Annotated in this window: 24 protein-coding genes; 17 read left to right on the forward strand and 7 right to left on the reverse strand. The window is 70.0% G+C overall.

Annotated elements, in window-relative coordinates; all coding sequences use genetic code 11:
• Positions 1-348: 348 nt before the first annotated feature.
• Positions 349-1,035 carry a ferritin-like fold-containing protein gene (locus tag ACWDKQ_RS01805; protein WP_450136858.1) on the forward strand — a complete coding sequence of 229 codons (687 nt, stop codon included), beginning with the start codon at positions 349-351 and terminating at the stop codon, positions 1,033-1,035.
• A 373-nt stretch (positions 1,036-1,408) separates the two neighbouring features.
• Positions 1,409-1,636 (forward strand): DUF3107 domain-containing protein, encoded by a 228-nt coding sequence (locus ACWDKQ_RS01810; RefSeq protein ID WP_450136859.1) that lies wholly within the window; start codon positions 1,409-1,411, stop codon positions 1,634-1,636.
• Between the two features lie 466 nt (positions 1,637-2,102).
• Here ACWDKQ_RS01810 and ACWDKQ_RS01815 read toward each other — a convergent pair whose 3' ends face one another.
• Positions 2,103-2,723, reverse strand: a complete 621-nt coding sequence (locus ACWDKQ_RS01815) for a TetR/AcrR family transcriptional regulator (protein WP_450136860.1) — start codon at positions 2,721-2,723, stop codon at positions 2,103-2,105.
• 126 nt (positions 2,724-2,849) lie between these two features.
• On the opposite strand from ACWDKQ_RS01815, the gene ACWDKQ_RS01820 reads away from it, so the two are divergent.
• The 5 genes from ACWDKQ_RS01820 to ACWDKQ_RS01840 all read left to right on the forward strand — a co-directional run bounded on the left by ACWDKQ_RS01820 (position 2,850) and on the right by ACWDKQ_RS01840 (position 8,196).
• The gene (locus ACWDKQ_RS01820; RefSeq protein ID WP_450136861.1) at positions 2,850-3,869 is read left to right on the forward strand and encodes an alpha/beta fold hydrolase; all 1,020 of its coding nucleotides are present in this window, start codon (positions 2,850-2,852) and stop codon (positions 3,867-3,869) included.
• 100 nt (positions 3,870-3,969) lie between these two features.
• Positions 3,970-5,046, forward strand: coding sequence for a DUF3152 domain-containing protein (locus ACWDKQ_RS01825; RefSeq protein WP_450136862.1), 1,077 nt, complete (start codon positions 3,970-3,972; stop codon positions 5,044-5,046).
• A 182-nt stretch (positions 5,047-5,228) separates the two neighbouring features.
• Complete coding sequence (gene moeZ, locus ACWDKQ_RS01830; RefSeq protein WP_168586715.1) at positions 5,229-6,401, forward strand: adenylyltransferase/sulfurtransferase MoeZ; 1,173 nt, start codon at positions 5,229-5,231, stop codon at positions 6,399-6,401.
• A gap of 139 nt (positions 6,402-6,540) precedes the next feature.
• Positions 6,541-7,338, forward strand: a complete 798-nt coding sequence (locus tag ACWDKQ_RS01835) for a TIGR02569 family protein (RefSeq protein ID WP_450136863.1) — start codon at positions 6,541-6,543, stop codon at positions 7,336-7,338.
• Between the two features lie 36 nt (positions 7,339-7,374).
• Positions 7,375-8,196: a uroporphyrinogen-III synthase gene (locus ACWDKQ_RS01840; protein ID WP_450136864.1), complete on the forward strand. Its 822-nt coding sequence runs from the start codon at positions 7,375-7,377 to the stop codon at positions 8,194-8,196.
• A 39-nt stretch (positions 8,197-8,235) separates the two neighbouring features.
• On the opposite strand, the gene ACWDKQ_RS01845 is transcribed toward ACWDKQ_RS01840, so the two are convergent.
• Together ACWDKQ_RS01845 and ACWDKQ_RS01850 are read right to left on the reverse strand one after the other, a co-directional pair.
• On the reverse strand, positions 8,236-8,523 hold the full coding sequence (locus ACWDKQ_RS01845) for an MGMT family protein (RefSeq protein WP_450136865.1): 288 nt from the start codon (positions 8,521-8,523) through the stop codon (positions 8,236-8,238).
• 160 nt (positions 8,524-8,683) lie between these two features.
• On the reverse strand, positions 8,684-9,661 hold the full coding sequence (locus ACWDKQ_RS01850) for a chitinase (protein WP_450136866.1): 978 nt from the start codon (positions 9,659-9,661) through the stop codon (positions 8,684-8,686).
• Positions 9,662-9,872: 211 nt separating this feature from the next.
• On the opposite strand from ACWDKQ_RS01850, the gene ACWDKQ_RS01855 reads away from it, so the two are divergent.
• The 3 genes from ACWDKQ_RS01855 (at position 9,873) to ACWDKQ_RS01865 (ending at position 17,277) form a co-directional block, all read left to right on the forward strand.
• Complete coding sequence (locus ACWDKQ_RS01855) at positions 9,873-13,043, forward strand: ATP-dependent helicase (protein ID WP_450136867.1); 3,171 nt, start codon at positions 9,873-9,875, stop codon at positions 13,041-13,043.
• Positions 13,044-13,134: 91 nt separating this feature from the next.
• On the forward strand, positions 13,135-16,491 hold the full coding sequence (locus ACWDKQ_RS01860) for an ATP-dependent helicase (RefSeq protein WP_450136868.1): 3,357 nt from the start codon (positions 13,135-13,137) through the stop codon (positions 16,489-16,491).
• 177 nt (positions 16,492-16,668) lie between these two features.
• Positions 16,669-17,277 (forward strand): hypothetical protein, encoded by a 609-nt coding sequence (locus ACWDKQ_RS01865; RefSeq protein WP_450136869.1) that lies wholly within the window; start codon positions 16,669-16,671, stop codon positions 17,275-17,277.
• Between the two features lie 85 nt (positions 17,278-17,362).
• Here the strand turns inward: ACWDKQ_RS01865 and ACWDKQ_RS01870 are convergent, their stop codons facing one another.
• A complete protein-coding gene (locus tag ACWDKQ_RS01870; protein WP_450136870.1) occupies positions 17,363-17,890 on the reverse strand; it encodes a hypothetical protein in 528 nt (175 codons plus the stop codon).
• Between the two features lie 292 nt (positions 17,891-18,182).
• On the opposite strand from ACWDKQ_RS01870, the gene ACWDKQ_RS01875 reads away from it, so the two are divergent.
• Both ACWDKQ_RS01875 and ACWDKQ_RS01880 read left to right on the forward strand, forming a co-directional pair.
• The gene (locus ACWDKQ_RS01875) at positions 18,183-19,175 is read left to right on the forward strand and encodes a potassium channel family protein (protein ID WP_450136895.1); all 993 of its coding nucleotides are present in this window, start codon (positions 18,183-18,185) and stop codon (positions 19,173-19,175) included.
• 130 nt (positions 19,176-19,305) lie between these two features.
• Positions 19,306-19,710, forward strand: a complete 405-nt coding sequence (locus ACWDKQ_RS01880; RefSeq protein ID WP_450136871.1) for a hypothetical protein — start codon at positions 19,306-19,308, stop codon at positions 19,708-19,710.
• Positions 19,711-19,719: 9 nt separating this feature from the next.
• Here the strand turns inward: ACWDKQ_RS01880 and ACWDKQ_RS01885 are convergent, their stop codons facing one another.
• Positions 19,720-20,724: a neutral zinc metallopeptidase gene (locus ACWDKQ_RS01885; protein ID WP_450136872.1), complete on the reverse strand. Its 1,005-nt coding sequence runs from the start codon at positions 20,722-20,724 to the stop codon at positions 19,720-19,722.
• A 474-nt stretch (positions 20,725-21,198) separates the two neighbouring features.
• Here ACWDKQ_RS01885 and ACWDKQ_RS01890 point away from each other — a divergent pair, with 474 nt between their 5' ends.
• On the forward strand, positions 21,199-22,821 hold the full coding sequence (locus ACWDKQ_RS01890; protein WP_450136873.1) for a DUF2207 domain-containing protein: 1,623 nt from the start codon (positions 21,199-21,201) through the stop codon (positions 22,819-22,821).
• A gap of 4 nt (positions 22,822-22,825) precedes the next feature.
• On the opposite strand, the gene ACWDKQ_RS01895 is transcribed toward ACWDKQ_RS01890, so the two are convergent.
• On the reverse strand, positions 22,826-23,002 hold the full coding sequence (locus tag ACWDKQ_RS01895; protein WP_450136874.1) for a hypothetical protein: 177 nt from the start codon (positions 23,000-23,002) through the stop codon (positions 22,826-22,828).
• Between the two features lie 34 nt (positions 23,003-23,036).
• A complete protein-coding gene (locus ACWDKQ_RS01900) occupies positions 23,037-23,177 on the reverse strand; it encodes a hypothetical protein (RefSeq protein WP_450136875.1) in 141 nt (46 codons plus the stop codon).
• 46 nt (positions 23,178-23,223) lie between these two features.
• Between ACWDKQ_RS01900 and ACWDKQ_RS01905 the strand changes: the two genes are divergently transcribed.
• The 4 genes from ACWDKQ_RS01905 to ACWDKQ_RS01920 all read left to right on the forward strand — a co-directional run bounded on the left by ACWDKQ_RS01905 (position 23,224) and on the right by ACWDKQ_RS01920 (position 26,273).
• Positions 23,224-23,619 (forward strand): hypothetical protein, encoded by a 396-nt coding sequence (locus ACWDKQ_RS01905; RefSeq protein WP_450136876.1) that lies wholly within the window; start codon positions 23,224-23,226, stop codon positions 23,617-23,619.
• A gap of 311 nt (positions 23,620-23,930) precedes the next feature.
• Positions 23,931-24,344, forward strand: coding sequence for a hypothetical protein (locus tag ACWDKQ_RS01910; RefSeq protein ID WP_450136877.1), 414 nt, complete (start codon positions 23,931-23,933; stop codon positions 24,342-24,344).
• Positions 24,341-24,889 carry a DUF3558 family protein gene (locus ACWDKQ_RS01915; protein WP_450136878.1) on the forward strand — a complete coding sequence of 183 codons (549 nt, stop codon included), beginning with the start codon at positions 24,341-24,343 and terminating at the stop codon, positions 24,887-24,889. The genes ACWDKQ_RS01910 and ACWDKQ_RS01915 overlap by 4 nt, the downstream gene beginning before the upstream one ends.
• 16 nt (positions 24,890-24,905) lie before the next feature.
• Complete coding sequence (locus tag ACWDKQ_RS01920; RefSeq protein WP_450136879.1) at positions 24,906-26,273, forward strand: PPE domain-containing protein; 1,368 nt, start codon at positions 24,906-24,908, stop codon at positions 26,271-26,273.
• The last annotated feature ends 81 nt before the right edge of the window (positions 26,274-26,354 follow it).

Consider the following 26,354-nt stretch of genomic DNA (forward strand, 5'->3'; position numbering starts at 1 on the left):
GGTCGCGGCCGCTTTTCGTGCTCGTGGTCACCGACGTGATGGTGCGCGCCCCTATTCGCTCAGCGGTTATCCGCTGTTGGTTCGTTCTTCTTGGCGTCGCATGCGCGCCAATGCCGACGAGCGGATCGCTCGGGCCGCGTTCGCGCCGGCAGTGGTTCGGGGGCCGTCCCGCTCGGGCGCGAATCGCCCAGATCGTGACGTTCGGGGAGCCAGCCCCACGGTGTACGACCGGATCGTCGACCGCGCCGCCGGACGCCGATGCTCCTCCGAGCCCAAGGATACCTGGTCGCCAGCCGTTCTCGCCGTGGTGCGTATTACTCGGGCGTGCCGCCGGTTAGGCTCGCAGCCATGAATGAGGCTGACCAGCGCGCCACGTTGCCCGGTGAAAGTGACGAGCGTTACGAGGAAGGCGTCGTGGATCTGCTCGCCGCGCTGGCCTACGGAGAGCTGTCGGCCTTCGACCGCCTTGCCGAGGACGCGCGCACCGCGCCCACGCTGACCGGCCGCGCGGCGCTGGCTAGCATGGCCGCCGCGGAGATCGGCCACTACCGGCTGCTCGAAGAGCACCTGGCCGGGCGTGGCGTGGCGATCGACGAGGTGATGCAGCCGTTCGCGGCGCCGTTCGCGGCGTTCAACGAGTCGACCGCGCCGCATTCGTGGTTGGAATCACTGGTCAAGGCCTACGTCGGGGATGGCTTGGCGGCCGATTTCTACCGTGAGGTCGCGGAGTGGCTGGACTCGACCTCGCGGGGGCTGGTGCTGACGGTGCTCGCCGACACCGGTCACTCGGCGTTCGCCGAGCGCGAGGTGCAGGCGGCCTGCGCGAAGAACCGCAAGCTGCGCGACAAGCTGACCCTGTGGGGGCGGCGGCTGCTGGGCGAGGCCATGACGCAGGCGCAGCGGGTGGTCGCGGAGCGCGACGCGCTGGCAGAGCTGATCATCAAAGGATCCGGAGACCTCACGGGAATAGCGGCGATGTTCCGGCGGCTGCAGAACAACCACACCAAGCGGATGGCTCGGCTCGGTCTGGGCTGACGAACCCCACTTCCAGGCCCGCCTTGCGTGGCCGTGCGGGTGGCGGAACCGCGGACGCCGTCTGGTCTCCGGGGATTCCCGGAGACCAGCCGGAGGAGTACGCGGCTTCGGGGCTGTCCTCGCCAGACGCCATCTGAGAACCCGCGGCGGTGCCGTTCGCGCAGGTGGGCTGAGCGGCTACGCCGCTTCGAAGGCAAGACCAGGTTCTGGGACATGCGCTAGAACTGCCGGCCCTCGGGGCTGACCTCGTTCGGAGGTGCGCGCTGGATCCGCAGCGGAACATCTGCTCGCCGGGCTTCGTTGCCCGAACGCGACGGGACCTGGGATAGCCTTGCCGCATCCCATTGGATACGAGTGCAAACGGAGGTTCGGCGTGGAGGTCAAGATCGGCGTCGTGGACAGCCCGCGCGAGCTGACGGTCGTCAGCGGACAGTCCCAGGAAGAGGTCGAGTCGCTGGTCGCCGACGCGCTGAAGAACGCTGACGGCGTGCTTGCGCTGACCGATGAGAAGGGGCGTCGCATCATCATCCCATCCACCAAGGTCGCCTACGTCGAGATCGGCCCGGCGGCGTTGCCGCGCGTCGGCTTCGGCGTCAGTTAACCTGGTTCTTTCCGCGTGAGGGACACCCTCGGCCGAGGGTGTCCCTCACGCGTCACCTGACCGGCGGTCAGTCCAGGTCTGTGGGGTTCGGGGAGGGCGGGCAACCGGTGCCGGTGATCCGGAAGCGGCACCGTCGTCTTCGTTTTCGGAGGGGCCGGTGGTGTTCGCCGGGCACTCGATAGGCGGCATGATGATCATGGCCCTTGCCGAGCAGCACCCGGCAGGCGTTGGCCGGGCATGAACGGCACGGCGCGCTCGCGGCGATGCGGTCCATCCCGACGGTCGTGCAGTCCGGGCTGTCCGACCGCTTACCAGGGGCCAAGCCGCTGATCTACGCGGGGCGGGGCACATGCCGCCGCTGGAGCGGTCCGATGAGGTCACCGATACCAATACGCGGCGTCCGGTTGTCCTAGCGAGAGGACCGCTCCAGAACCCGCGGCGGTGCCGGTTGCGCGGCCCGCCGGGGTCAGGGGTTCTGCAGGGGGAAGCCCGCCAGACCCTTCCAGGCGAGGGTGGACATCAGGCTCACCGCTTCGTCGCGGGAGATCGTCTCCCGCGCGTCCAGCCAGTACCGCGCGGTCACCTGGCTGAGGCCGACCAGGCCCACCGCCAGCAGCCGCGCCCGCTCCGCGTCCAGCCCCGCGTCCGCCGTGACCGCCTCGGTGATCGCGTCGATGCACCCGGACAGGGCGCCCTCCACCGCCTTCTCCACAGCCGGTTCGCCGCGCAGGTCCGATTCGAAGACCAGCCGGAACGCCTGCCCCCCGCCGGCCACGAACTCGTACAGCGCACCGATCGCGGCCCGCACCCGCAGCTTGTTGTCCGGGGTGGACTCGATTGCTTCGCGGACCCGGCGCACCAGCTCGTTCCCGTGCGTCTCCAGCAGCGCGAGGTACAGCTCCAGCTTGCCCGGGAAGTGCTGGTAGAGGACCGGCTTGCTGACCCCCGCGCGCTCCGCGATGTCGTCCATCGCCGCCGCGTGGTAGCCGTTGTGCACGAAAACGTACTGAGCCGCTTCGAGCAGCTGTGCGCGGCGTGCGTCACGGGGCAACCGGACGCCTCGGCTCGGCTGCGCGGTCTCGGTCATCCTCGCCTCCACCCAATTCCTTCCACTCGCTCGGCGGCCTTCCGGCCACCCAGTGGGGCCTGACTCTACTCGCCGGTAGAGGTAGGTCGCGAAATCCGGGCTCGCGCGGACCGCCATGCTGTAGGTGTGACCACGACGACACCTGCTGCTTGGCCGCACCGGCGAGCCCTGCCAGACCGATACGACCTGACGAGGGTGCCGCTGGTGGCGGACGGCATCCCGCCGATCGACCTGGCCGCGAAGCCAGCGCCCGGCCGGCACGTCGAACTGGACACTCGCTGGGGTCCGATGCGCCTGCACCTGCGGGAGACGCCGGGGCCGTCGCGGAAGGCCGCGACCGCCGTGCACCTGCACGGGCTGGCCGGGTCGTCGACGAATTGGACCGATCTGGCCGGGCTGCTCGCCGGGCACCTGCGCAGCATCGCCCTGGACCTGCCGGGCTTCGGGCGTTCCGAGCCGCCGCCCGGGTTCGGCTTCACCCGGCAGGCCAACGCCGACGTGGTGATCCGCGTCCTGGAACAGGTCGGTGCCGCGCCGGTGCACCTGTCCGGGAACTCCTTCGGCGCCGCAGTGGCCATCGAGGTGGCGGCGCTGCGCCCCGACCTGGTCGCGTCCCTGACGCTGATCTCGCCCGCCATGCCGGACCTGCGGCTGGACCCGCGGCGGCTTTCCGACCCGCGGATCGCGGTGGCCATGGTGCCGGTCCTCGGGGCCCGCACACGGCGGGGGCTGGCGGCGGTGACGCCGGCCGCCCGGACCGAACAGCTGCTTCGGTTGTGCTTCGCCGAGCCGGACGCGGTGCCGCCGCACCGGCTCGCGGAGGCGGTCGCGGAGTTCGAGGAACGCAGCCGGCTGCCGTGGTCCGGTCCGGCGCTGGGGCGGACCACGACGGAGTTGCTACGTTCGTGGCTTGTCCCGCCCGCGCGCTCGCTGTGGCGCCGGCTTCCCGAGATCGCCGCGCCGTCCCTGGTCGTGTGGGGCAGCGAAGACCGGGTGGTGACGGTCCGCAAGGCGCCGCGCACCGCGACGCTGCTGCCGCGTGGCCGACTGCTCGTGCTGCCCCGAACGGGGCACGTTGCCCAGATGGAGAGGCCACGGATGGTCGCCCGGGCGCTGCTCGGACTGGTCCAGGCCGACTCCTGGTAGTGACCAGTCTGCGTCACTTCGTGTGGTCCTCGGTGCTTCGGTCACCCGGAGTGGCCAGTGGTGGTCTAGGGTGCCATGGGCCCTGTGGCACGCTTAGGGCGTGAACCGCCCGCCGCAGCGATCTCGTGCGTCCGCGTCCGACCGCCGACCGGCGGGGCGGACGAGTGTCCACGCAGGCTCCGGAGATCGCCGCCGAGGCGAGCCGCTGGCCGCGTCGTGGCACCCCGTCTCCGAGTCGCCGGAGTCCGAGCACGTCGACGACGCTGCAGAACCCGACGAGGACGTCAAGCCCCGGCCGCGCCGCCGCCGGGGGGCGCACTACCGCTACGGCTGGCGGATCTACGCGGTGCCGCTGCTGATCGTGGTCAGCGCACTCGCAGTCTTCCAGACTCTCCGCCCCTCCGAACGCAGCTCGGCCAGCGGACTCCTCGACCCGATCACCTCCGACGCCCCGGAGGAGCCGATCGTCACCGAGGCGCCGCCCGGGCAGACCTTCGGGCCCTCGCTTTTCTCCGCCGACCTGCCGCCCGGCGGGCAGATCCCGGAGACCGGCGCGCGCACCTACCAGGTGCTGCCCGGCACCTCCCCGGTGATCGGCTCCGGCCAGCTGTACCGGTACACCGTCGAGGTCGAGGTCGGGATCGAGGCCCAAATCGGAAACCCGAACACCGAGTTCGGCAACCTCGTGCAGGCCACGCTGTCCGATCCGCGCAGCTGGACGAACCCGCAGGCCGGCGGGATCTCGTTGCAGCGGGTGGACGCCAGCGGCCCGCGCCCGGACTTCCGGGTCATCCTGGTCAGCCAGCAGACCGCCCGCGAAGCCTGCGACTACCGCAACGGCGTGCCCTACGACAGCTCGTGCCGCAAGGGCGACATGGTCTACCTCAACGGGGCCCGCTGGGTTCGCGGCGCGGTGTCGTTCGAAGGTGACATCGGCAACTACCAGCGCTACGCGATCAACCACGAGGTCGGGCACGTCTTCGGCAACAGGCACGTCGGCTGCCCCTCTCAGGGCGGGCTGGCGCCGGTGATGATGCAGCAGTCCTTCAGCGTGTCGAACAACGAACTGCACGAGCTGAACAAGATCGCCGACCAGGGGACGGAGATCCCGGCCGACGGCTTCGTCTGCAAGTACAACGCCTGGCCGTTCCCCACGGCCGGTGCCGGCGGCTCGTGATCCCGCGGTCGAGGCGCCTGTTCGTCCCGGATCGTGGGAGTAGTTTGGGTTGCGGAAGTCCATCGGGGAGTCTTGCGTTGCAGATTCCGTGAGGTCCCGTTCGGGTGTCCTCCGGGGACGCTTGAGGTGCCGCTGCCACGCTCCGAGCGCAGCCGGCACCGACCATTGAGGAGGAGCTGGGAATGTCCGGCGCATCGTCGCTGCCGCCGCTGGTCGAACCGGCGTCGGAGCTGACCAAGGAAGAGGTCGCGCGCTACAGCCGCCACCTGATCATCCCGGATGTCGGGATGGAGGGGCAGAAGCGGCTGAAGAACGCCAAGGTGCTGGTGGTCGGCGCGGGTGGGCTTGGCAGCCCGGCATTGCTGTACCTGGCCGCGGCCGGGGTGGGCACGCTCGGCATCGTGGAGTTCGACGAGGTCGACGAGTCCAACCTGCACCGCCAGGTCATCCACGGCCAGTCCGATCTCGGGCGGCCCAAGGCGGAATCGGCCCGCGACTCCATCGCCGAGGTCAACCCGTTCGTCAAGGTCAACCTGCACCAGACGCACCTGACCTCGGAGAACGCGCTCGACATCTTCCGCGACTACGACCTGATCCTGGACGGCACGGACAACTTCGCCACCCGGTACCTGGTGAACGACGCCGCCGTGCTGCTCGGCAAGCCGTACGTGTGGGGCTCGATCTTCCGCTTCGAGGGCCAGGCCAGCGTCTTCTGGGACCAGCACGGGCCGAACTACCGCGACCTGTACCCGGAGCCGCCGCCGCCCGGCATGGTGCCGTCCTGCGCCGAGGGCGGCGTCCTGGGTGTGCTGTGCGCGTCGATCGGTTCGATCATGGTCAACGAGGCCATCAAGCTGATCACCGGCATCGGGGAGACCCTGCTTGGCCGCCTGATGATTTACGACGCGCTGGAGATGACCTACCGCACGGTCAAGATCCGCAAGGACCCAAACCCGACGCCGATCACCGAGCTGATCGACTACGAGGCGTTCTGCGGCGTGGTGTCAGACGAAGCCCAGCAGGCGGCGGTGAACAGCACGATCACCCCGCGCGAGCTGAAGGAGATGTTCGACCGGGGCGAGAAGTTCGAGCTCATCGACGTCCGGGAGCCGCACGAGTACGAGATCGTCAAGATCGAGGGCTCGAAGCTGATCCCGAAGGACCGCATCCTCTCCGGCGAGGCACTGGCCGAGTTGCCGCAGGACCGCAAGATCGTCCTGCACTGCAAGTCCGGTGGCCGTTCCGCGGAGGCGCTGGCGGCGCTGCACCGGGCGGGCTTCGCCGACGCGGTGCATGTCGGCGGCGGCGTCCTGGGCTGGGCCAACCAGGTCGATCCCAGCCTGCCGACGTACTGATCTCCGGTCGTTGATCGGTTTTCGAGGGCCGGTGGACGGTGTATCCGCCCACCGGCCCGTGGTACGTCGGCATGTCGTGTTCGCGGCGCACGGAGTGGCCTGCTGCGGAAAGCGCAATCATCGAGGTAGCGTCTCGCCCGTGAGTCATACGCCGGAGCCGCCACCGCCGCACGTGCGCGCGGCATTCGGCGCGCGCGTCGAAGAACCCGAGCCGCTGGACGGTGCGGTTGCCTGGCGGTGCGGCGAGATCGTACTCAAGCCCGCCGTCAACACGGCCGAGGCCGCATGGGTGGCGCAGACGCTGGACCTGCTGGAGCCCGACGAGGTGCGGGTGTCCCGCCCGGTGCGGTCCACCGACGGGCGCTGGGTGGTGTCCGGCTGGTCGGCCAGCCGGAACCTCGCCGGGCAGGCGGAGCCCCGGCACGACGACGTGGTGGCCATGTCGCTGCGGCTGCACTCGGCGAGCCGGTTCCTGGCCCGGCCGAGGTTCCTGCAGGCGCGCCAGGACATCTACGCCTTGGCCGATCGGATGGCCTGGGGCGAAGAGGAATACGTGCTGCCACAGGAGAAGGGCGGCCGGCTCTACGACGTGCTCGCCGGGTCCCGGCGGGAGGTCCAGCTGCGGCCGCAGGTGGTGCACGGGGACCTGTTCGGCAACGTGCTGTTCACAGAGGACGCGTCGCCCGGCATCATCGATTTCAACCCGTACTGGCGGTCGGCGGAGTGGGCCGCGGCGGTGGTGGTGATCGACGCTTTGGCGTGGGGTGGTGCCGACCCGGCCATAGTGGAGCGCTGGTCGCACCTCGCCGATTGGCCGCAGGCGCTTTTGCGGGCCCTGCTGTTCCGGCTCGCGGTGCACGCCCTGCACCCTCGCGCGTCCTCGCAGACCCTCACCGGGCTCGAGCGCGCGTCCCAGATGGTTCTCGAAGTTCTCTGAACCCCTGCTCTTCTCGCGCTGTGTGAGGATTGGGGCGTGCAGGGATTGTTGAGCGGCTTCACCGTCGGCGTGACGGCGGAGCGCAAGGCCGCTGAGATCGGGGCGTTGTTCACCCGGCGCGGTGCCCGCGTGCTCTTCGCGGCGGCGATGCACACGGTGCCGTTGCCCGAGGATGGCGAGTTGGCCGCAGCGACCGAGGACGTCCTGGCCGCGCCGGTCGATCACGTCGTCGCGGTCACCGGAGTCGGGTTCCGGGGCTGGTTCGAGGCGGCGCAAGCCAACGGCGTCGGCGACCGGTTGTTGGCGCATCTGCGCTCGGCCGAGGTCCTGGCGCGTGGTGCGAAGGCGCGGGGCGCGGTTCGCGGCGCCGGTTTAATGGAGTCGTGGACCTCGCAGTCGGAGGAGTCGGCCGCGGTCTTGGAGCACTTGCTGGCACGCGATCTCAGCGGGAAGCGGGTCGTGCTCCAGGTGCACGGCGATCCGATGTTGCGGTTCCGCGAGGCCTTGCGGGCGGCCGGTGCCGAGGTGGTGCCGGTGACCGTATACCGGTGGACGGATCCGGTGGACCTGCCCGCGCTGGACCGGTTGATCGACGCGGTGGTGCGGGGCGACGTGGATGCGCTGCCGTTCACCAGCGCTCCGGCCGCGACGAACCTGCTGGCACGTGCGGATCGCACCGGGCGGGGCGAGTCTTTCCGAGAAGCGTTGCGCAGCAGGGTGTTCATCGCCTGCGTCGGACCAGTCACGGCAGCGCCGATCGACGCCGCGGGCCTGCCGTACGCCATGCCGGACCGCGCCCGCACTGCCTCCCTGGTGCGGTTGGTGGCCGACGAATTGCCGAAGCGCAAGGGGAAGTAGTTTGTCCAAAAAGGACAGTTGTGTGCTTGCGGTTCGGGGTCAGGCGCCCCAGCGGTAGTGGCACATGTCGATGCGGGCTCCGTCGGCGAGAACGCCTTCGGCTCGCAGGAGTTCCAGTTGGCGGCGGCGCAGGTGGTCGGCGACCGTGCCGTTGGAGCGCAGGACGCGATGCCACGGCAGATCGCCGCCGTCCTCGGCGAGGATGCGGCCCACCAGTCGCGCCGAGCGCAGGCCCGCGAGCTCGGCCACGTCGCCGTAGGACAGCACCGATCCGGGCGGGATCGACGCCACCACGGCCCGCACCTGCTCCACAGTCTCCTCGTCCACTTGCCCGAAGGTACTCCAGCCGCAGGGGTGCGCCGACGGGCCGCGTCGGCCCGGCGAAAACGGCGTTTGTGCAGGTAGACCACGAGTGCGTTGCGCCCGCCATGGCCCCAGCAGCACTCGCGGGCCCTGACCAGCGAGAACGTTCGATCCTCGGCGACGATCAGCGCTGGAAGCCCGCCACGATCTTGGTGAACTCCCACGGCTGCTGGTCGATGCCGCTGCAGGCGTCCGCGCCGCCCCCGTCGCACGGGCGGTCCCGGTTGAGCGACCAGAAGGTGAAGCGGCCGAGGCCCTTCTCCTTGGCGTAGTCGGCCATCTTCTCAAACGCGGCCTGATCGACGGTCTCGCCGGCGTCGGTCTTGCCGTTCATCGACGAGATGCCCGCGTGCGCGTAGGCCTCCGCGTCGCTGTAGCCGAAGGTGCTCTTGAGCACCGCCTTCAGGCCTTCGGTGGCTTTGATCGTGTCGGCCGCCATGTCCGAACCGCCGAAGTTGAACGGCATCTGCGTCCACACGTCGACGTTCGAGCCGATCTCGTTGGCCCTGCTGATCATCCGCTTGCCCACGTCGTTCGGACCGGTGTTCAGCGTCGGGAAGGTGACCACGGTCTGCAGGCCCGGGTTGGCCTTCTTGGCGATCTTCAGCGCCTCCAGCACCCGGTCCTGCACACCCGGGGTCTCGAACTCGCTGGCCTCGATGTCGATGTCGATGGCCTTGAGCCCGTGGGCGTCGATGACCTTCTGGTAGGCGCTGGCCAGCGACTGCGGGTCCTTGCATAACTCGCCGAGCTTGTTGCCGGCCCAGCCGCCGATTGACGGGACGACGTCGCCGCCGCCTGCGCGGATCTCGTCGATGACGGCCTTCTCTGCGTCCAGTGGGCGGGTACCGTCCCAGGCCGGGTTGCAACTGCCGTCGGAGAGGATGAAGGCCAGGGTGAAGTCCTTGATGCCGGTGGCGCTCATCACCCCGCCGGGCTTGGGCGGGTTGCCCCAGCCGTTGTAGAGGTATGGGGACGCGGTGACCGGTGAGGCTGTGGTGTTCGAGGCCGAGGTCTGCGCGCTGAGTGCGGGCACCGCGCCGATGGTCAACGCACCGGCGACCGCGGCGCAGCCGAGCAGGCTTTTGCCGACCTTGCTCACGGTTCCTCCATAAGGTTGGTGTTGTCCGGGGTTCGATCGCGCCCGAGGCGCGATTCCGCTGTTCATAGCCGAAAGGCACTGTGACGATCATCACGTTGCCAGAGGGAAGAATTGGTTTGTACCACCAAAAGGTTCCGTTAAATTCCCGTTGAGCGGGAGCTATCCGCGAGCCCTGCGCGACCTTGTCGTCGGCGCGTGATTCCATCGATGCGTGCCATCTCCGACCACGCCCGTCCTCGTTCGCCGAGCTGAAACCGCCCGTCGGCGGACGAACTGGGACGCAGCCGGGCAGCGGGCGTTGGCGCATCGCTACGGCCTCCTCCGGATCCTCGGTGGACCAGGCACTGGCAAGAGCACGCTGATCGCGCAGCTGGCCGCCGACCGCATCCGCAACCACGAGGTGTCGCCGGAAAACGTCCTGGTCCTGACCGGGAGTCGGCGCGCTGCGGCCTGGATGCGCACCGAGATCACCAGGTTGCTCACCGGTTCTTCGGAAGAACTGCGCACCGCGCCCGAACCGCTGGTCCGGACCGTCCACTCGTACGCCTTCGCGGTCTTGCGGTTGCAGGCGGTGCGCGACCAGCTACCGCCCCCGCAGCTGCTCAACGGCCCGGACCAGGACGCGCTCGTGCGAGACCTGCTGGCCGGAGATGTCGAGACCGGTGCGCAGGGCTGGCCGGAGACGCTGCGACCGGCGTTGACCGTGCCCGGCTTCGCCGAGGAACTGCGGGACCTGCTGCTGCGCGCTGCGGAACGCGGCGTCGGGCCCGAGCAGCTAGTCAACATCGGCCGTAGGCACAACCGTCCGGAATGGATCGCCGCCGGTGGGTTCGCGCGGCAGTACGAGCAGGTCACGCTGCTGCGCGGGGCGGGCGGTTCGCAAGCCCCGGCACTGGACGCCGCGGAGCTGGTCGGCTCGGCGCTGCTGGCGTTCGACACCGATCCTGGGCTGCTGGCGGCCGAGCAGGACCGGGTGCGCTTCGTGCTCGTCGACGACGCTCAGCACCTGGACCCGCAGCAGTACTGGCTTCTACGGCGGCTCGGGGACACGGCCACCGAGTTCGTGCTGGCCGGCGACCCCGACCAGGCCGTGTACTCCTTCCGCGGCGCCGACCCGCGTTGCCTGCTGGACGCCGACCCGGACGGCACGAACACCGAGGTCCTCACCGTCGACCACCGCATGTCCAAGGCGGTCCGGGAGGCGGTGCAGCGGCTGACCTCGCGGCTGCCGGGGTCGGGCCCACAGCGCGAGCTGATCGAGCCCGAGAACGGGCGAGGTGGTTCGGTCCAGGTGCGCCTGCTGGCCACCGAAGCGCAGGAGGCCGCGTGGGTGGCGGATCAGCTCCGCCGAGCCCACCTCCTCGACGAGATCGCCTGGTCGGAAATGGCGGTCGTGGTCCGGTCGACCGGCCTGTCGCTTCCGGTGCTTCGCCGTGCGTTGCTGGCCGCCGGTGTGCCCATCGCGCTGCCGGTCGACGACCTTCCGCTAGCGCAGCGCAATGCCGTCCGGCCGCTGCTGACACTGCTGCGCTGCGCTGCGCGCCCGCAGGCGCTCGACGCGGACGCTGCCGCCCAGCTGCTCGCCTCGTCGCTCGGCGGCGCCGATCCGCTCGCACTGCGGCGGCTTCGCCGGGGGCTGCGCCGACTGGAGCTCGCCGCAGGCGGGAGCCGGGCGAGCGGCGAGCTGCTGGTGGAGGTGCTGCAGGACGGCGATCGCCTCGCTGCTCTCGAGGATTCCGCAGCCGCGCCCGCTCGCCGCCTCGCGGCGCTGCTGCGCACCGCGGCCGACTCCGTCGCCGCCGGGCACACCGTGGAAGAAACGCTGTGGCGGGTGTGGAAGGCCAGCGGTCTGGAGAAGCGCTGGGTGTCGCAGTCCGAGCGGCACGGCGCGGTCGGGGTGCAGGCCGACCGCGATCTCGACGCCGTGGTGTCGCTGTTCGACGCGGCCGCCCAGTACGTCGACAGGTTGCCGGGTGCGGACGTCGCCAGTTTCGCGGATTACCTGACCAGCCAGCAGATCGCGGGTAGCTCGCTGGCGCCCACAGCCCCCCGGGACAACTCCGTGTCGGTGCTGACGGCGCATGCCGCCAGCGGCCGGGAGTGGGAGGTCGTGGCGATTCCCGGTGTGCAGGAAGGCATTTGGCCCGACCTGCGGCTGCGCGGATCGCTACTCGGCGTGGAGCGGCTGGTCGACGTGCTGTCCGGGGTGGACGCCGAGCGCGTGTCGGCCACCGCGCCGCTGGTGGCCGAGGAGCGGCGGCTGCTGCTCGTCGCGGCGAGCCGGGCGCGGCGTAACCTGCTGGTCAGCGCGGTGCGGGGGGAGGACGAGCAGCCTTCGCGGTTCCTGGACGAGCTGGAAGGCGTGGTCAGCGACCCCGATGCGGTGGAGCGGCCGATCGCGCGCCCGGAACGCGGCTTGGCGCTCGGGGATCTGGTCGGCGAGCTGCGGCGGGTGGTGTGCGACGCGGATACGCAGCCGCGGCGGCGGCAGCGGGCGGCGGCGCAGCTCGCGCGGCTGGCCAACGCCGGGGTTCCGGGTGCCAGCCCGGAGGCCTGGTACGGGTTGCCGGCGAGCTCCAGCTCAACGCCGCTGGTGACCGGTGACGATCCGGTCAAGGTGTCGCCGTCCACTGTGGACATTTTGGCGAAGTGTCCGCTGCGCTGGATGGTCGAGCGGCACGGCGGCCAGGACACGGCCGAACTCGCCTCCGTCACCGGCACCCTCGTGCACGCGCTCGTGCAGGCCGCCGCCGACGGCGCGGACACCGACCAGCTGCACAAGGCCCTGGACGACGCCTGGGAATCCGTGGACGCCGGTGCGCCATGGTTCTCCCGCAAGGAGCGCAAGCGCGTGGAGGGCATGCTCGAGGCGTTCCTGACCTGGCTGGTCCAGTCGCGGGCCGAACTCACGCAGGTCGGGGTGGAGAAGGACCTGGACGTCACGGTCCCGGGCCGGGAGGGCGGGCCGTGGCTGCGACTGCGCGGACGCGTGGACCGGCTGGAGGTTGATGCCGACGGCCGCCCGGTGGTGGTCGACGTCAAGACCGGGAAGACACCGGTCAGCAAGGGCGATGCGGAGGAGCACCCGCAGCTGGCGGTGTACCAGCTGGCCGCCGCGCTGGGCGCGTTCGGCGCGGACGAGGAACCCGGCGGGGCGCGGCTGCTGTACGTCGCGAAGTCGGACCGCAAGGGCGCGGCCACCGAACGCGCCCAGCAGGCGCTGGACGCCGAGCGGATCGAGGTGTGGCTCGACGTGGTGCACACCGCCGCCGCTTCGAGCCTCGGACCTGCCTACGTGGCCAGCGAGAACTCCGACTGCGATCGTTGTCCGGCCCGCACCTGCTGCCCGGTCCACCCGGCCGGAAGACAGGTCGCGCAGTGACTCCGAGAGTGCTTCAAATGGTTCCCGTAGCGGTGCGGGTAGCGGCCCCCTGGGAGTTGCGGACGCCGCCTCCGTCCGGGATCGCCGACTCATGAATGCCAATTCCCCACGTCGAGGCTGTCCTCCCGAGGCGACCTCTGAGAACCTGCGGCGGTGCGAGCTGAGCCCCACACCACAAGCGGCTACCGCCGCTGGTAGGCCGGAAATCAGTCCACACCGGATCGCGCAGGCGCTCGGGCTGCACCCGCCGACCCCCGAGCAGGCCGCCGTGATCGCCGCGCCCGCCGAACCGGCGCTGGTCGTGGCCGGTGCGGGCGCTGGGAAGACGGAGACGATGGCCGCCCGCGTGGTCTGGCTGGTCGCCAACCAGCTGGTGACGCCCGAGCGCATCCTCGGCCTGACGTTCACCCGCAAGGCCGCGCGGCAACTCGCCGACCGGGTGCGCGCCCGGCTGCGCCGCCTCGGCGGGTCCGGGCTGCTCGACGAGGTCGATCCCAGTGGGCAGCTGCGCTCCGCGGTGCTCACCGAGGAGCCCACGGTGCTTACCTACCACGCCTACGCGGGGCGGCTCGTCGGCGAGCACGGCCTGCGGGTACCGGTCGAGCCTGGTGCGCGACTGCTGACTGAGACGGCGTCCTGGCAGCTCGCGCACAACGTCGTCGCGACCTGGACCGAGGACATCGACACCGACAAGGTTCCGTCCACTGTGACCGGTTACCTGCTGTCGCTGGCCGGCGAGCTCGCCGAACACCTGGTGAGCCCGGACGACCTGCGCACACACGCGGAAAAGATCTGCCGCGCGGTCGAGAGCGCGCCGCGCGCCAAGGGGCAGCGTGCGAACCTCCCGCAGGACTTGGTGAAAGTCGTTGCCGCGCAACGCTTGCGAGTCGCGCTGATGCCGCTGGTCGAGGAATACGCGCAACGCAAGCGGCGCGAAGGCGCGATGGACTTCGCCGACCAGATGTCGCTGGCCGCGCTGCTTGCCGCCGAACATCCCGAAGTCGTCGACGGCGAACGCGCCCGGTACGGCGCGGTGCTGCTGGACGAATACCAGGACACCGGCCACGCGCAACGGGTTCTGCTGCGCTCGCTGTTCGGGCGCGAGCGCCCGTTGCCGGTCACTGCGGTCGGCGACCCGGCGCAGGCCATCTACGGCTGGCGCGGCGCGAGCGCGGCGAACCTCCCGCGCTTCACCACCGACTTCCCGCGAATCGAGGAAGGCCGAAAGGCCCCGGCGCACCGGTACGGGCTGCTGACGAGCTTCCGCAACCCGGCGGAAGTCCTGCATAGCGCCAACGCGGTTTCGGGGCCGCTGCGCGAAACCGGCCTGGAAGTCGACGAGCTGCGCGCCAGGGACGGCGCCGAGGCCGGAGATATCCGGCTGGCGCTGAGCGAACACGTGCGGGCAGAACGCGACTGGGTCGCCGACCAGGTCACCGCGCAGTGGCAGGCGACGCTGGACGAGACGGGACGGCCGCCGACCGCGGCGGTGCTGGTGCGCCGCCGCGCCGACATGACCGACATCGCGGCGGCGCTGCGGGAACGCGGTCTGCCGGTCGAGGTCGTCGGGCTCGGCGGGCTGCTCGACGAGCCCGAGGTGCGCGACCTGGTCAGCGCACTGCGGCTGCTGGTGGACCCGCTCGCCGGGACGGCAGCGATGCGGCTGCTCACCGGCTCGCGCTGGCGCCTCGGGGCGGCCGACATCGCGGCGCTGTGGGATCGCGCGCGGGAGATCGGTGCGCAGGCCTTCAAAACACCGGAGTCCGCCGATCCCTCTGCTGTGGTCACCGCGGCGCTGCCGGGCGAGAACGCGGAGCAGGCCGGTCTGGTGGATGCGCTCGACGATCCCGGCGATGCGCAGCGCTATTCCGGCGACGGCTACCGGCGCATCCGACGCCTCGGAGGCGAGCTCGCCACCTTGCGGCGCCGCCTCGACCAGCCGCTGCCGGAACTCGTCGCGGACGTCGAGCGGACGTTGCTGCTGGACATCGAGAGCATGGCGCGGCCGGTCGGCGCGGGGCGGATCCACCTCGACGCGTTCGCTGACGCGGTCACCGATTTCGCCACCGCGAGCCCATCGGCCACGCTACCCGCGCTGCTGGACTACCTGGAAGCGGCCGAACGTGCCGAAGACGGCCTGGAACCAGGCGAGGTCGAGGTCGCCGAGGACCGCGTCCAAGTGCTCACCGTGCACGCGGCCAAGGGCCTGGAGTGGCAGGTCGTCGCCGTGCCGCACCTCGTCAACGACGTCTTCCCCGGCAAGCGGAAGTCCTCGTCGTGGCTGCGCTCGGTCACCGAACTGCCCGCCGAACTGCGCGGCGACGCCCAAGACCTGCCTCGGCTCGACGTCGACCGGCTGACGGGGCTCGACCGCAAGGAACTCACCGAGGTGCTTGGGATCCACGACGAGGAGTTCGAGGAGCGCCGGCTCGCCGAGGAGCGGCGGCTGCTCTACGTCGCGGTGACGCGCTCGGAGCGGACGTTGCTGCTGTCCGGGCACTGGTGGGGCGAGAACGGCGACCGGCCCAAGGGGCCGTCGGGCTTCCTGCGGCAGCTGGCCGAGGTGCTCCGCGGGTCCGGGACCGGGGACATCGACCTGTGGACGCCGGAACCCGACGAGGACGCGACGAACCCGCTCGCCGACGCCGTGCGGTGCGCGGAGTGGCCGGTGGACCCGCTGGGTCCGCGCCGCGCGGCGGTGGCAGAAGGCGCGGGGCTCGTGCGGGCCGCGATGTCCACTGTGGATGATGCGGGGCCGGAGGAGGACGACGAGGACGGGTGGTCGCGGGACGTCGACGTGCTGCTGGCCGAGCGCGCGGCGGCGGCGCAGCGGCGGGAGCAGGTGCGGCTGCCGGACCACCTGTCGGTGAGCCAACTCGTCGAACTCGCCGGTGATTCCGACAGCCTTGCCCGGCGGCTGCGCCGACCGCTGCCATTCCCGCCGAACCCGATGACCCGCCGCGGCACCGCGTTCCACGCCTGGCTGGAGCACCGGTTCACCTCGACCGCCCTGCTGGACTTCGACGAACTTCCCGGCGCAGCCGACGAATCCGCGCCGGTGCACGAGGACCTGGCCGAGCTGCAGCGGGCGTTCCTCTCCGGAGCCTGGGCCGACCGCACGCCGCACCGCGTCGAGGTGCCGTTCGAGACACAGGTCGAAGGCGTGGTGCTGCGCGGCCGGATGGACGCGGTGTTCGCCGACGCCGACGGAGGCTGGACGGTCCTCGACTGGAAAACCGGCGCGGTGCCGGGAGGCGACCAGGTCCCGGCGCTGTCGGTGCAGCTCGCGGCGTACCGGCTGGCCTGGGCGGAACTGTCCGGAACGCCGCTGTCGAAGGTCCGCGCGGCATTCCACTACGTCCGCCACGACTACACGCTCCGCCCGGCCGACCTCCTCGACGCCGACGGCATCCGGAACCTCATCGCCTCGGTCCCCGCCGCGCAGTGACGGTTTGGCCTGGCCAGGGTCGTGCGCGCTTTTCGGCGCCACGGCACCCGAAGGCACCCTCGGACCTCGAGCCGCGGACACGGCGGCGTCGTCGGGATCACCTGCCGCACCGGGATGACTACACGTTCGGGTGGCGGAGCTTGAGATCGCGGTCCGCGGCGGTCGACTATGCCCGCGATGAACACGGACTGGAAGCTCAAGACGCCACCGGAATCCGAAGTGAACGTCGACACCGACGTCCTGGCGATGCGTGCCCCGCTGGTGCGGGTGCACCGCGACGAGGAAGGCACCTGGTCCTTCGACGGGCCCGGCCGGAACCCGAGACCGTCGAAGAAGACGATGCTCAGCGCCGTCGTCGGGGCCTGGCCGCACGTCGCCGCGCTGTCCGATCTGGACACCGGCGGTGCCGCGGTGTGGTCATGGAAGCAGCACGGCTGGGCCAGCGAGGTCCAATGCCGATGCGGCAGCTGCGAACAGCCGGTCGCCGCCGACATCGACCGCAACAACTGGCCGACCGAACTGCAACCGCAAAGCATCCTCAGCGTCGAGCAGGCCGCGCTGTCCGGCCAGGCCCCGCTGACCGACATCATCTCCACGCCCGGCGGCATCGCGCTGCTCGGCCCCGGTGATCACCGGCGCACCGCCGACCTGATGACCCCGGTCGCGCTGGCGAACGTGATCCGCCGCTGGCCGCACACGATGCAGGCTTTGCGCGCGCTCAAGGAGAGCCGCGGCATGCGCTGGAACCCGGAGAACCTCAACTGGCACGAGTACGTCCTCGCCTGAACCCGAGTTACGTCTCGGTGCGCTCGGGACGGCTTTTCCACGAGCGGCGGAAGAGAAAGCGCCTGACGTTCCGAGCCGCGGGGCGTCAGGCGTTCTCCGTGAGTTGGGGGAGTTCGAGGATCCGCGAGTACAGGACTTCGAGTAACCAGCGGCCGAACATGGACGACCCGAACTCCGCGGTCCGGTCCTCCGGCGCGACCACCAGCTCGGCCGGCCCCTCGAAGCCGGCGTTGACCACACCGACGCCGTAGTAGTCCAGCTCCAGCATCCGCAACGGCTTGTACGCGGTGTCCGGGGGCAACACGACGGCGCAGGGGGCCAGCGTCAGCAGCGTCCCGCACGCGTGCAAGGCGTGGCGGGCACGCGACACCGGCACCAGGAGCCCGAGCAGGTCGACCGCGGCCACCGGCACGTGATCGTGCATGCAGGGCTCGGACCAGGACCGGAACCAGGTCGGGTTGAGCTCCGGCCCCCAGCCGTGGTGGCTGCGCCACTCGTGGACGTCGCGCCGGATCCGGGCCACGGCGGCGAAGCGCGCACCGAGGACCTCGACGTCTGGGATCAACTGGCCGTCCCACCCCAGGGCACGAGCCGCGTGCTGAAGTTGCTGCACCGCTGCATGGTATGCCGCCGCGCCGCGATGTCGGAGACAAGGTCTTGCGGCCTGCAGGAGAAGTCGTCGTCGAAACCACGGGAGCCGCATCGCACCGGACGCCCGGGCAGCGGTTACTGTTCTCCGCCGTGAGTGGTAAGAACGTGCGCGGGTCGTCTTGCGTGGCGGTGCGGCCGGTGGGGGCATGATGCGGCGCAGTCCGAAGCAGTTGGCGCACCCCTTCATCCGCGGGCGCTCCGACGAGGAGGAGCTGACCAAGCGACCCGACCACGCGCTCGTTGGCGTGATCCGGATGCCGGGCAGCACGACCAGCCCGGTCCGGTCCATCATCCGCCGGATCATCGGCGCGATGCTCGCGCTGGCCGCCACGGTGTTCATCGTGTTCATCGGCAGGGACGGTTACCGGGACTCCGCTGGCGGCGAGCTGGACCTACTGGACGCGGTCTACTACGCGACGGTGTCGCTGTCGACCACGGGCTACGGCGACATCACCCCGGTCACCCCGCAGGCGCGACTGGTGAACGTGCTGGTCATCACCCCGCTGCGGGTGCTGTTCCTGATCGTGCTGGTCGGTACCACACTGGAAGTGCTCACCGAGCGCTCCCGGCAGGCTTTCAAGATCCAACGCTGGAGGTCCAAGGTGCGCGACCACGTGGTCGTCATCGGATACGGAACCAAGGGCCGCTCGGCCGTTACCGCGCTACTCGGCGACGGAGCCGAGCCCGGCCGCATCGTGGTCGTCGACACCGACCAGCGCGCGCTCGAAACCGCGTCCGCGCAAGGCCTGGTCACCGTCAACGGGTCCGGCACCCGCTCGGACGTGCTGCGGGTGGCGGGCGTGCAGCGCGCGCGGGCGATCGTGGTGGCACCTGCCCGAGACGACACGGCCGTGCTGGTCACCCTGACCGCGCGGGAGCTCGCGCCGAAGGCGCAGATCGTCGCGGCGGTGCGGGAAGCCGAGAACGTCCACCTGCTGCGCCAGTCCGGCGCGGATTCGGTGGTGGTGTCCAGCGAGACGGCGGGCCGCCTGCTGGGCATGGCGACCTCGACGCCGTCCGTGGTGGATATGTTCGAGGACCTGCTGACCCCGGACGCCGGACTGGCGATCGCCGAGCGGGAGGTCGAGCCCCAGGAGATCGGCGGCTCGCCGCGGCACCTCTCGGACATCGTGCTCGGCGTGGTGCGCGACGGTCAGCTGTACCGGGTGGACGCGCCGGAGGCCGACGCGATCGAGGAAGGCGACCGGCTTCTCTACGTCAAGAAGGTCACGCCCGCGGACGCCTGAGGCCAGCAAGCCGCTTGTGAACGCCCGGAAGCCTTATCACCGACGGTGTTTCGGATGCTGCTGGGAGTGACCCTGCTGCCGCTGACTGGCTTCTGCCAATATCGGTGTCGTGGGAAGGCAACGAGGTTCGGTGTCGGTGGCGCCGATCCTGCTTGTCCTGGGATTGCTGGGCATCGCGGTGGCCGCCGTGACGTTGTGGCCACTGGTGACCGCGGCCGGCGAGGACCGGACTGCGATGCGCGCGGCGACGGCGACAGTCGTCGAGTCCCGGCCGTGCGGCGCGGACTCGGCGCGGGATCTAGTCGAGGTCCGGGTCGACGCCGTGACGCGGCAAGCACCGTTCGACGGCTGCGGCCACGCCCGCGGCCAACAGCTGCCGGTGCTGGTGCCTGCCGACCCGGGCAAGGACTTCGTGGTCCGCCCCGCAGGAGCCGAATCCGACCTGAAAGCCCAGACGCAGCGCGCCAATTGGGTCCTGCTGACCCTCGCCGCCGTCGCAGGCGGGGGCTACGGCCTGATGCTCGGCCGACGGTGAGCGGAAACGTCAGTCGACATCGGATGATGCCGCCAGCCAGGTGTTGCACTCCGTGATCCGGTTCTTTCGGAACCCCTGCTCGACCCAGGCCGCGTTGGTCGCCATGCTGCCGTGATCGGGCACATCGCTGTGCTCGTCGCCGCGGCCGGAGGAGTCCTCCAGCGCGGGGAAGATGTAGTCGTTGCTGACACCGCCGTTCTGCAGCGCGGCCAGCGTCATCCCTTCGAAGCAGGTCGCCTGCAGCTCCGAACGGCGGGTCAGCTCCAACCCCGCCGTGGTGGCGCTGCCGCCCGCGTCGTAGGAGGCGTCGCCGTAGGCGCTGTTGATCCCGGTCATTCCCTGCAACGCGTGGCCGAACTCGTGCGCGAACTGGCCGAGGTACGCCCCGGCCTTGGTGCGCTTCTCCATCTGCGCGTAGTAGCGTGCGGTCATGTAGATCGTGTGGTTGCCCGGGCAGTACATCGCGGTTTGGTTCCACCGCCGCGTTCCGCAGGGGGTTTCGATGTTCTCCCCGGTGGTGATCACATTTGGCGTCCGGGCAGGCAGGTTCGCGTTCTCCAGAGCCGGAGTCCACGCCTCCATCAGGCAGGGCAGCGCGGCCTGGTAGAAGCGGTCCTGCGAAGCGACATCGGTGTTGAAGCGGGGAAGGTTGCACCGGGTGTTCATCGCGCCGTTGCCCGGGATGTTGATCGGGTTGTCGCCCAGCTCTGCCACCGGTTTGGCACCGTCGTCGTAGCTGCTGGTCTCCGTGGTCGTCGTGTCCTCGCTGCTGGTGGTCGTGCTGCTGGGGGTCTCGCTGGAACCCGTCGTGGTGGTCCGGCTGCTCGTGGAGCTGTAGTCCGAAGCACGGTTCGAGGTGATCGAGGCGGCCATCGCGCCGATGGTGCCGATGCCGAACAACCCCACGCCCACCAGCAACAGCGCGACGACGACACCGGTGTTGCTCTTGCGCTTCGGTGGGCTGGGGTGCGGCATCGGTGGCGGCATCTGCCGTTGCGGTCTGGGCAGCGGCATAGTCCGCCCGACCACCGGCGGAGGTAGCGGGCGCGCGACGGGGGGCGGCGCGACCTGGCGCGTCGGCGGCCCGGAAACTGGACCGCGCGGCGACAGCTGCTGCTGTCGCGGCGGTTGCGGGTTGGGCGGCGGTAATGGACCGCGTCGCGGTGGCCGGGGCGGCTGCTGCGGGCCGCGTGGCGGTTGCGGTCGGGAAGGCGGGGGCGGCTGCTGCGGACCGCGCGGCGGTTGGGGGCTCGGCGGTTGTTGCGGGCCACGAGGTTGCTGCGGCGGCCAGGGCTGGCGGGGCGGCTGCTGCGGGCCGCGCGGTGGCCTGGGCGGCTGCGTCATGCGGTCTTCCTCGCGGAGTGTCGAGTGTGGACGATCGGTCCAGTTTCAGCGGCCCGCCACGGAGCAGTCATTTCCCCCGGCTTCCTGACATCAATCCCACCGTTGCGGACCAGAGCTTAGCGATGGGCCGCTATCGTTCGTGCCGTGTTGACCAAATGGGGACTGGCCGTCGCACTGGCCGGAATGCTGTTGGGCGCGCCCGGCACAGCCGTGGCGCAGGAGCAGCCGGTCGATGCGCTGCCCGGCGCGGTTTCCAGCAGCGTGCACCTGAAGCTGGAGCGCGACGGCCTGGTATCGGTCACCGAGCAGATCAACGTTCCCCCAGGTCAGCACGTGGAACGCACGATGCCGCTGCGGCAGTCCGCAGGGCCCGGTGCGGACCGCGTGTTCAACATCTCAGATGCGGTAGTGGACGGCGGCGGCGCGGTTGCGGTGGACTCCGACAACGTGCACCTGACGCTGCAGCCGGGGGTCTCCACGCTGAAATACTCGGTCCGCGGCGCCGTGGCCGACGCCGGTGATCTGCAGGCCGTCCGCTGGCAGGTGTCCGGCGGCTGGAACGCGCCGGTGGACCGCGTCGAGGTGTCGCTGCTGTCGCCGAAGGTACCGCAGGAGATCATGTGTCTGGCCGGCCCGCTGGGCAGCGCGGACCGCTGTGCCCAGTTCGAGATCACCCACACCCAGTCCATGCACGCGCTCACGTACGGGCTGAAGCCCGGCGACCGGATGGACATCGCCTTCAAGGTCCCGGCCGGCACCGTGCCGGCGAACGCGGTGACCGAGAAGTACTTCAGCCTGGCGCGGGCGTTCTCGCTGACGCCGGCGACGGCCGCGGGCCTGGCTGGGATCGGTCTGCTGCTGATCGGCGGCCTCGGACTCGTCTGGTACGCCCGCGGCCGCGACGTGCAAGCGTTCGCCGAGGACGCGGGTCAGGTCGAGTTGCTGATGAGTGACTCACGGGGCGCGATCACGTTCGCCTCCCCGGACGGCGTGCTGCCCGGCCAGATTGGCACCGTCATCGACGAGCGGGTCGACCCGGTCGACATCACCGCGACGATCATCGACTTGGCAGTCCGCAACTACCTGTGGATCGAGGAACTGCCCGAGCAGGACTGGCGAATCGTGCGACTCAACCCGGCGGACGAGTCGCTGCGGCCGTTCGAGCGAGCGGTCTACGACCTGCTCGTCGGCGAAGCCGCGGAGGTGCAGTTGTCCCAACTCCGCGACCTGGACGCCAACCCGGTCCGAACGGCGCTGTACGCGGAGGTCGTGGACAAGCAGTGGTTCGCGCGGCGGCCGGACGCCGATCGGAACCGGTTCTGGTGGGCGGGACTCGGCGTGATCGTCGGTGGCGCGGCGCTGACAGCGGTGTTGGCGCTGACGAGCTCCCTCGCGTTGCTCGGGATCGGGGTGGTGATCGGCGGAATCGCGATGATGTTCAGCGCACGCCTGATGCCCGCCCGGACGCGCCGCGGCAGCGCGCTCGTGGTGCAGGTGCGCGGCTTGCGCGGCTACCTGCACGACGTCGCGGCGAGCTCCCTGCCAGCGCCGGACCGCGAGACGGTGTTCTCCCGTTCATTGCCGTACGCGGTGGTGCTGGGCGAAACGGACCGCTGGCTGGCGGAATTCGCGGAACTGGACCCGGAAGCTGACGAAACGCCGGGCCTGTACTGGTACGGAAGCCCGGCCAAAACCCCGAACCTGCAACGCTTCCGCGAAACCTTCCCGGCGCTGGTCGGAAAGCTCAACGAGACCCTCAAGCGCTGACCCACTAGCGCAACCGATGCCGCCCAACGCATTCGGCGCACCGCGCCCGCTCGACGGCGGCCATGACCTGCGCGACGGTGAGACGGCCCGGACCGCTGCCGGCATGCTCTCCGGAGGAGTCGCGCACCAGCCCGGCGACGAAAACGCGCTCCAGACGAGCATTCCGCAAGCGCCGCAGCACGCTGCCCACCCGAGCCACCGCGTGTCGATCCCCTTCAGTAGTCCCAGACGTGCTCGTGGTGCTCGTCCCGCGAGACCTTCTCGGCACATTCGGGGCAGCGCTCGGCGATCGACGTCGATTCGGGCTCCCGCCCGTAGGGGGTGGCGGTGGGGATCTTCAACCACGTCTCGCACAAGGCGGGCACCTAAGCCCCGGCATAAACGGCGCCGGGCAAGGTGTCCATGGCATGCCGAATCCAGAACCGAAGCAGCGGTAGCGAGGAAACGTCCTCCGCGCCTACCTCGGTGGCGTCCGGTTCAGGGTTTGCGGGCTTCGACCCGTGCACGTTCTGCAAGCCCGACGAGCTGACCTCGTTCGGCGTCTCGACACAGTCCGAAGACGGCACCGTGGTCAGCTTTGAACCCGGCTGCAAGTGGAAAGGCGAGAAGATGACTCTCTCGCTGCTCAAGAACTCGGACGAGACCGTGGCGTCTTACGAGAAGGGTGGTAGCTGGGACAGTTACCAGAAGAAGCCTCTCGATGGTCGGCGGCGGCAGTTGCGGTTGAGTCAGGTGCCGCCGGGCAAGGCGGGTGCACAGTGCTTGTTGATGCAGCTGGCGGCGTTGCCCTCTATATGATCGATGGCCGGATGCGTGACTCTGTAGACGCTTGTGGTGAGGCGGAAAGGTCGCCAACCAGACGGCTTCGCGGTTGCCGAAGTGATCGAGGCGGCAGGAGGTCTGCGGAGCTGACGCCAGCCAAAGTTCCCGTACCTCGCGCGATCGCTATCTGTGATCACTCGACGTCGTATGGTGATGCCTCCGTGGCCTGCTGAACAAGTGATGTTGGAAGCGCCTCGCGTTTGCTGGGAACCGTTACGGACACCCCTGCGTCAGGTTAAAGTGTTCATCGTTTCCGGGGGAGATCGCAGAGTCCAGAGGGGTCTGGGATGACAAGCGCAGACGCAAGTGGGTTCGCCGCGGCCAAGGAAGGGCTGAAGGCGATCAGCAGCCGCACGCAGTGGATCAACCAGCAGGTTGGCTCAGGCAAGCTGTCGCTTGATCCCGACGTGGCCGACAAGGCCGCCAAGCGCTGCGAAGAGGAGATCGACGCGCTTGGCGTGCTTCTCCAGAACGCGGCTGCTCTGAGGACCGTCAAGGGACTGGGGAACTACCCCGACGGCCAGCAATTGGCGCAGCGTTTCCAGGATAAGGCGACAGGCGGTCAAGCCGGCGCTCTTCAGCTGATTCGTGACATGCAGGAAGAACTGAAGAAGCAGGCGGACGCGTTCCGGGGTGCAGCCAAGGACTACCGTGCCACCGACGAGCAGAACGCCGACGACCTGAGGCGAGGTATTCAGTGAGTACGTTTTCCCGATCTCTGATCGCAGCGGCCGCTGGTCTGGCCCTGTTCGGGCTTGCTGCATGTGCAGTTGGTGGTAAGAGTCCTGGGGGTAGTGAGGAGACGTCGTCCGCACCGACCTCGGCATCGTCGGGGGCGGGGTTGGCGGGCTTCGATCCGTGCACGTTCTTCAAGCCCGACGAGCTGACCTCGTTCGGTCTTTCGACGAAGGCCGAGGAGTTCACCCAAGTTAGCTTCCAGCCGGGCTGCTCGTGGAAGGGCGAGAAGTTCACTCTCGGCCTTCAGAAGAACGCGGACGAGACCGTGCAGAGCCTCGGCAAGGGTGGCGGCTTCGACAAGTACGCGGCCACAACGGTTGCCGGTCGCGAGGGAGCGGAGATGCTTGTCGCTGGGGCGACAGGGCAGGGCATCTGCAACTACGTGGTTTCCGCAGGCGGCGGAATCGCTATTTACCAGCTGACCGGCGCGATGCGCGACTCTGTGGCCGATCCGTGCGGCGAACTGAAGAAGATCGCCAACCAAACGGCTTCTCGGCTGCCGAAGTGATGAGACAGGGGGAGTGATGGGACTTCTCAGTACCCTCGACAACGCGGGTTCCCGGGTCTTCGGCTGGGAGAGCGCTGCCGAGGAGGAACGCAAGAAGCACGGCGAAGAGGCCAGCCGCGTCGCCCAGCAGCAGCAGAACCAGCTGGCGCAGCAGAACTCCGGCCTCAACGTCACGAGTTACGACTCGCCCGCTATCACGCAGTGCCTCAACTGGTCTGGCTTCAGCCACGCGCAGATCTACCAGACCAACCAGGAGTCGATCGACCAGGGCAAGGTCGGTGAGGTCGCCGAGGCGTGGAAGAAGCTGGCCGCGGGACTGCGCGAGCGCGGGAACAACTACGCCACGGACCTCGGCAAGATCGTCGACGGGGGCTGGGAAGGCGAGGCCGCGAGCAACGCTCGTGAGGTCGGCAAGCCCGCTTCCGACTGGATGAAGGCCAGCGCCGATGCCTTCGAGATGACCGGGAACAACCTGCACGCCGCGGGTGAGGCCGCCGGTCAGGCCAGCAAGATGGTCGAGAAGCCCCAGGGCTTCAGCTGGGGGGAGGCGGCTTCCGCTTCGATTCCGTTCGGTATCGCCGGCGGTGGCATCAACGCGCTCAGCCAGATGGAGGAACAGGAGCAGGCGGAGAAGGCCGCGCAGGAGACGATGGCGCGCGTCTACAGCCCCACGCTCACCCAGGTCGACGCGAAGATGCCGCAGTACAAGGGGCCGGACGGCAACACCAAGGAGCCGCCGCCGGTGCCGCCGCCGCCCCCCACGGAATGGGGCGGTGGAGGTCCCGGCGATCCCCGTGGTGGATCCGGCGGCGGGATGCCGGGCGGCGGGACCGGGAAGCTTCCCGGCGGTGGCATCGGTACCGGTGTTCCCGTCGGTGGTATTCCCGGCAGCGGCATTCCCGACCGCGGGCTCCCCGTCGGTGCGTTCGACCCCAATAATCTCGGTAGCGGTATCCCCGGTGGCGGCTACACCACGCCTTCCGGAACCGGTAGCCAGTGGGCCGATCAGCCCGGGCTCCCCGGCGGTGGCGGAACCGGGCTCTCCGGCGGTGGCGCCGGTGGTGGTCTCCCCGGCGGCGGCGCCGGTGGTGCCGGGATGGTCGGCGGCATGGCCGGCGGGCTGGGTGCCGGTGCCGGTGGCATGGCCGCTGGTGGCCGTGCGGGTGTCGGCGGACTCGGTGCCGGGGCTGGTGCCGGTGCGGGCGCGGCAGGTGCCCGGGGCGCTGGTGCCGGGCGCGGCGCGATGGGCGGCATGGGTGGTGCCGGCCAGCGCGGCAAGGGCGGCGAGGACGAGGAGCACGAGCGCCCGTCCTGGCTCGAAGAGCAGGACGACATCTGGATGAACGACATGCCGAAGACCGCCCCGCCGGTGCTCGGCGAATGATCCGGTGCTGACCGGTGGTTGCCGGCTTCGGCACCACCGGTCGGTCACGCTTGCAGCGGGCGAATTCACAAGGGGAGAAAC

It is taken from the genome of Saccharopolyspora sp. NPDC000995 (assembly GCF_053599315.1).

What these genes read in the sequence shown, in the direction of transcription:
- ACWDKQ_RS01805 (WP_450136858.1), top strand. Translation starts at nt 349, where the DNA reads ATGAATGAGGCTGACCAGCGCGCCACGTTGCCCGGTGAAAGTGACGAG.
- ACWDKQ_RS01815 (WP_450136860.1), bottom strand. Translation starts at nt 2,723, where the DNA reads ATGACCGAGACCGCGCAGCCGAGCCGAGGCGTCCGGTTGCCCCGTGAC.
- moeZ (WP_168586715.1), top strand. Translation starts at nt 5,229, where the DNA reads ATGTCCGGCGCATCGTCGCTGCCGCCGCTGGTCGAACCGGCGTCGGAG.
- ACWDKQ_RS01860 (WP_450136868.1), top strand. Translation starts at nt 13,135, where the DNA reads ATGAATGCCAATTCCCCACGTCGAGGCTGTCCTCCCGAGGCGACCTCT.
- ACWDKQ_RS01865 (WP_450136869.1), top strand. Translation starts at nt 16,669, where the DNA reads ATGAACACGGACTGGAAGCTCAAGACGCCACCGGAATCCGAAGTGAAC.
- ACWDKQ_RS01875 (WP_450136895.1), top strand. Translation starts at nt 18,183, where the DNA reads ATGCCGGGCAGCACGACCAGCCCGGTCCGGTCCATCATCCGCCGGATC.
- ACWDKQ_RS01885 (WP_450136872.1), bottom strand. Translation starts at nt 20,724, where the DNA reads ATGCCGCTGCCCAGACCGCAACGGCAGATGCCGCCACCGATGCCGCAC.
- ACWDKQ_RS01905 (WP_450136876.1), top strand. Translation starts at nt 23,224, where the DNA reads ATGGCATGCCGAATCCAGAACCGAAGCAGCGGTAGCGAGGAAACGTCC.
- ACWDKQ_RS01910 (WP_450136877.1), top strand. Translation starts at nt 23,931, where the DNA reads ATGACAAGCGCAGACGCAAGTGGGTTCGCCGCGGCCAAGGAAGGGCTG.
- ACWDKQ_RS01920 (WP_450136879.1), top strand. Translation starts at nt 24,906, where the DNA reads ATGGGACTTCTCAGTACCCTCGACAACGCGGGTTCCCGGGTCTTCGGC.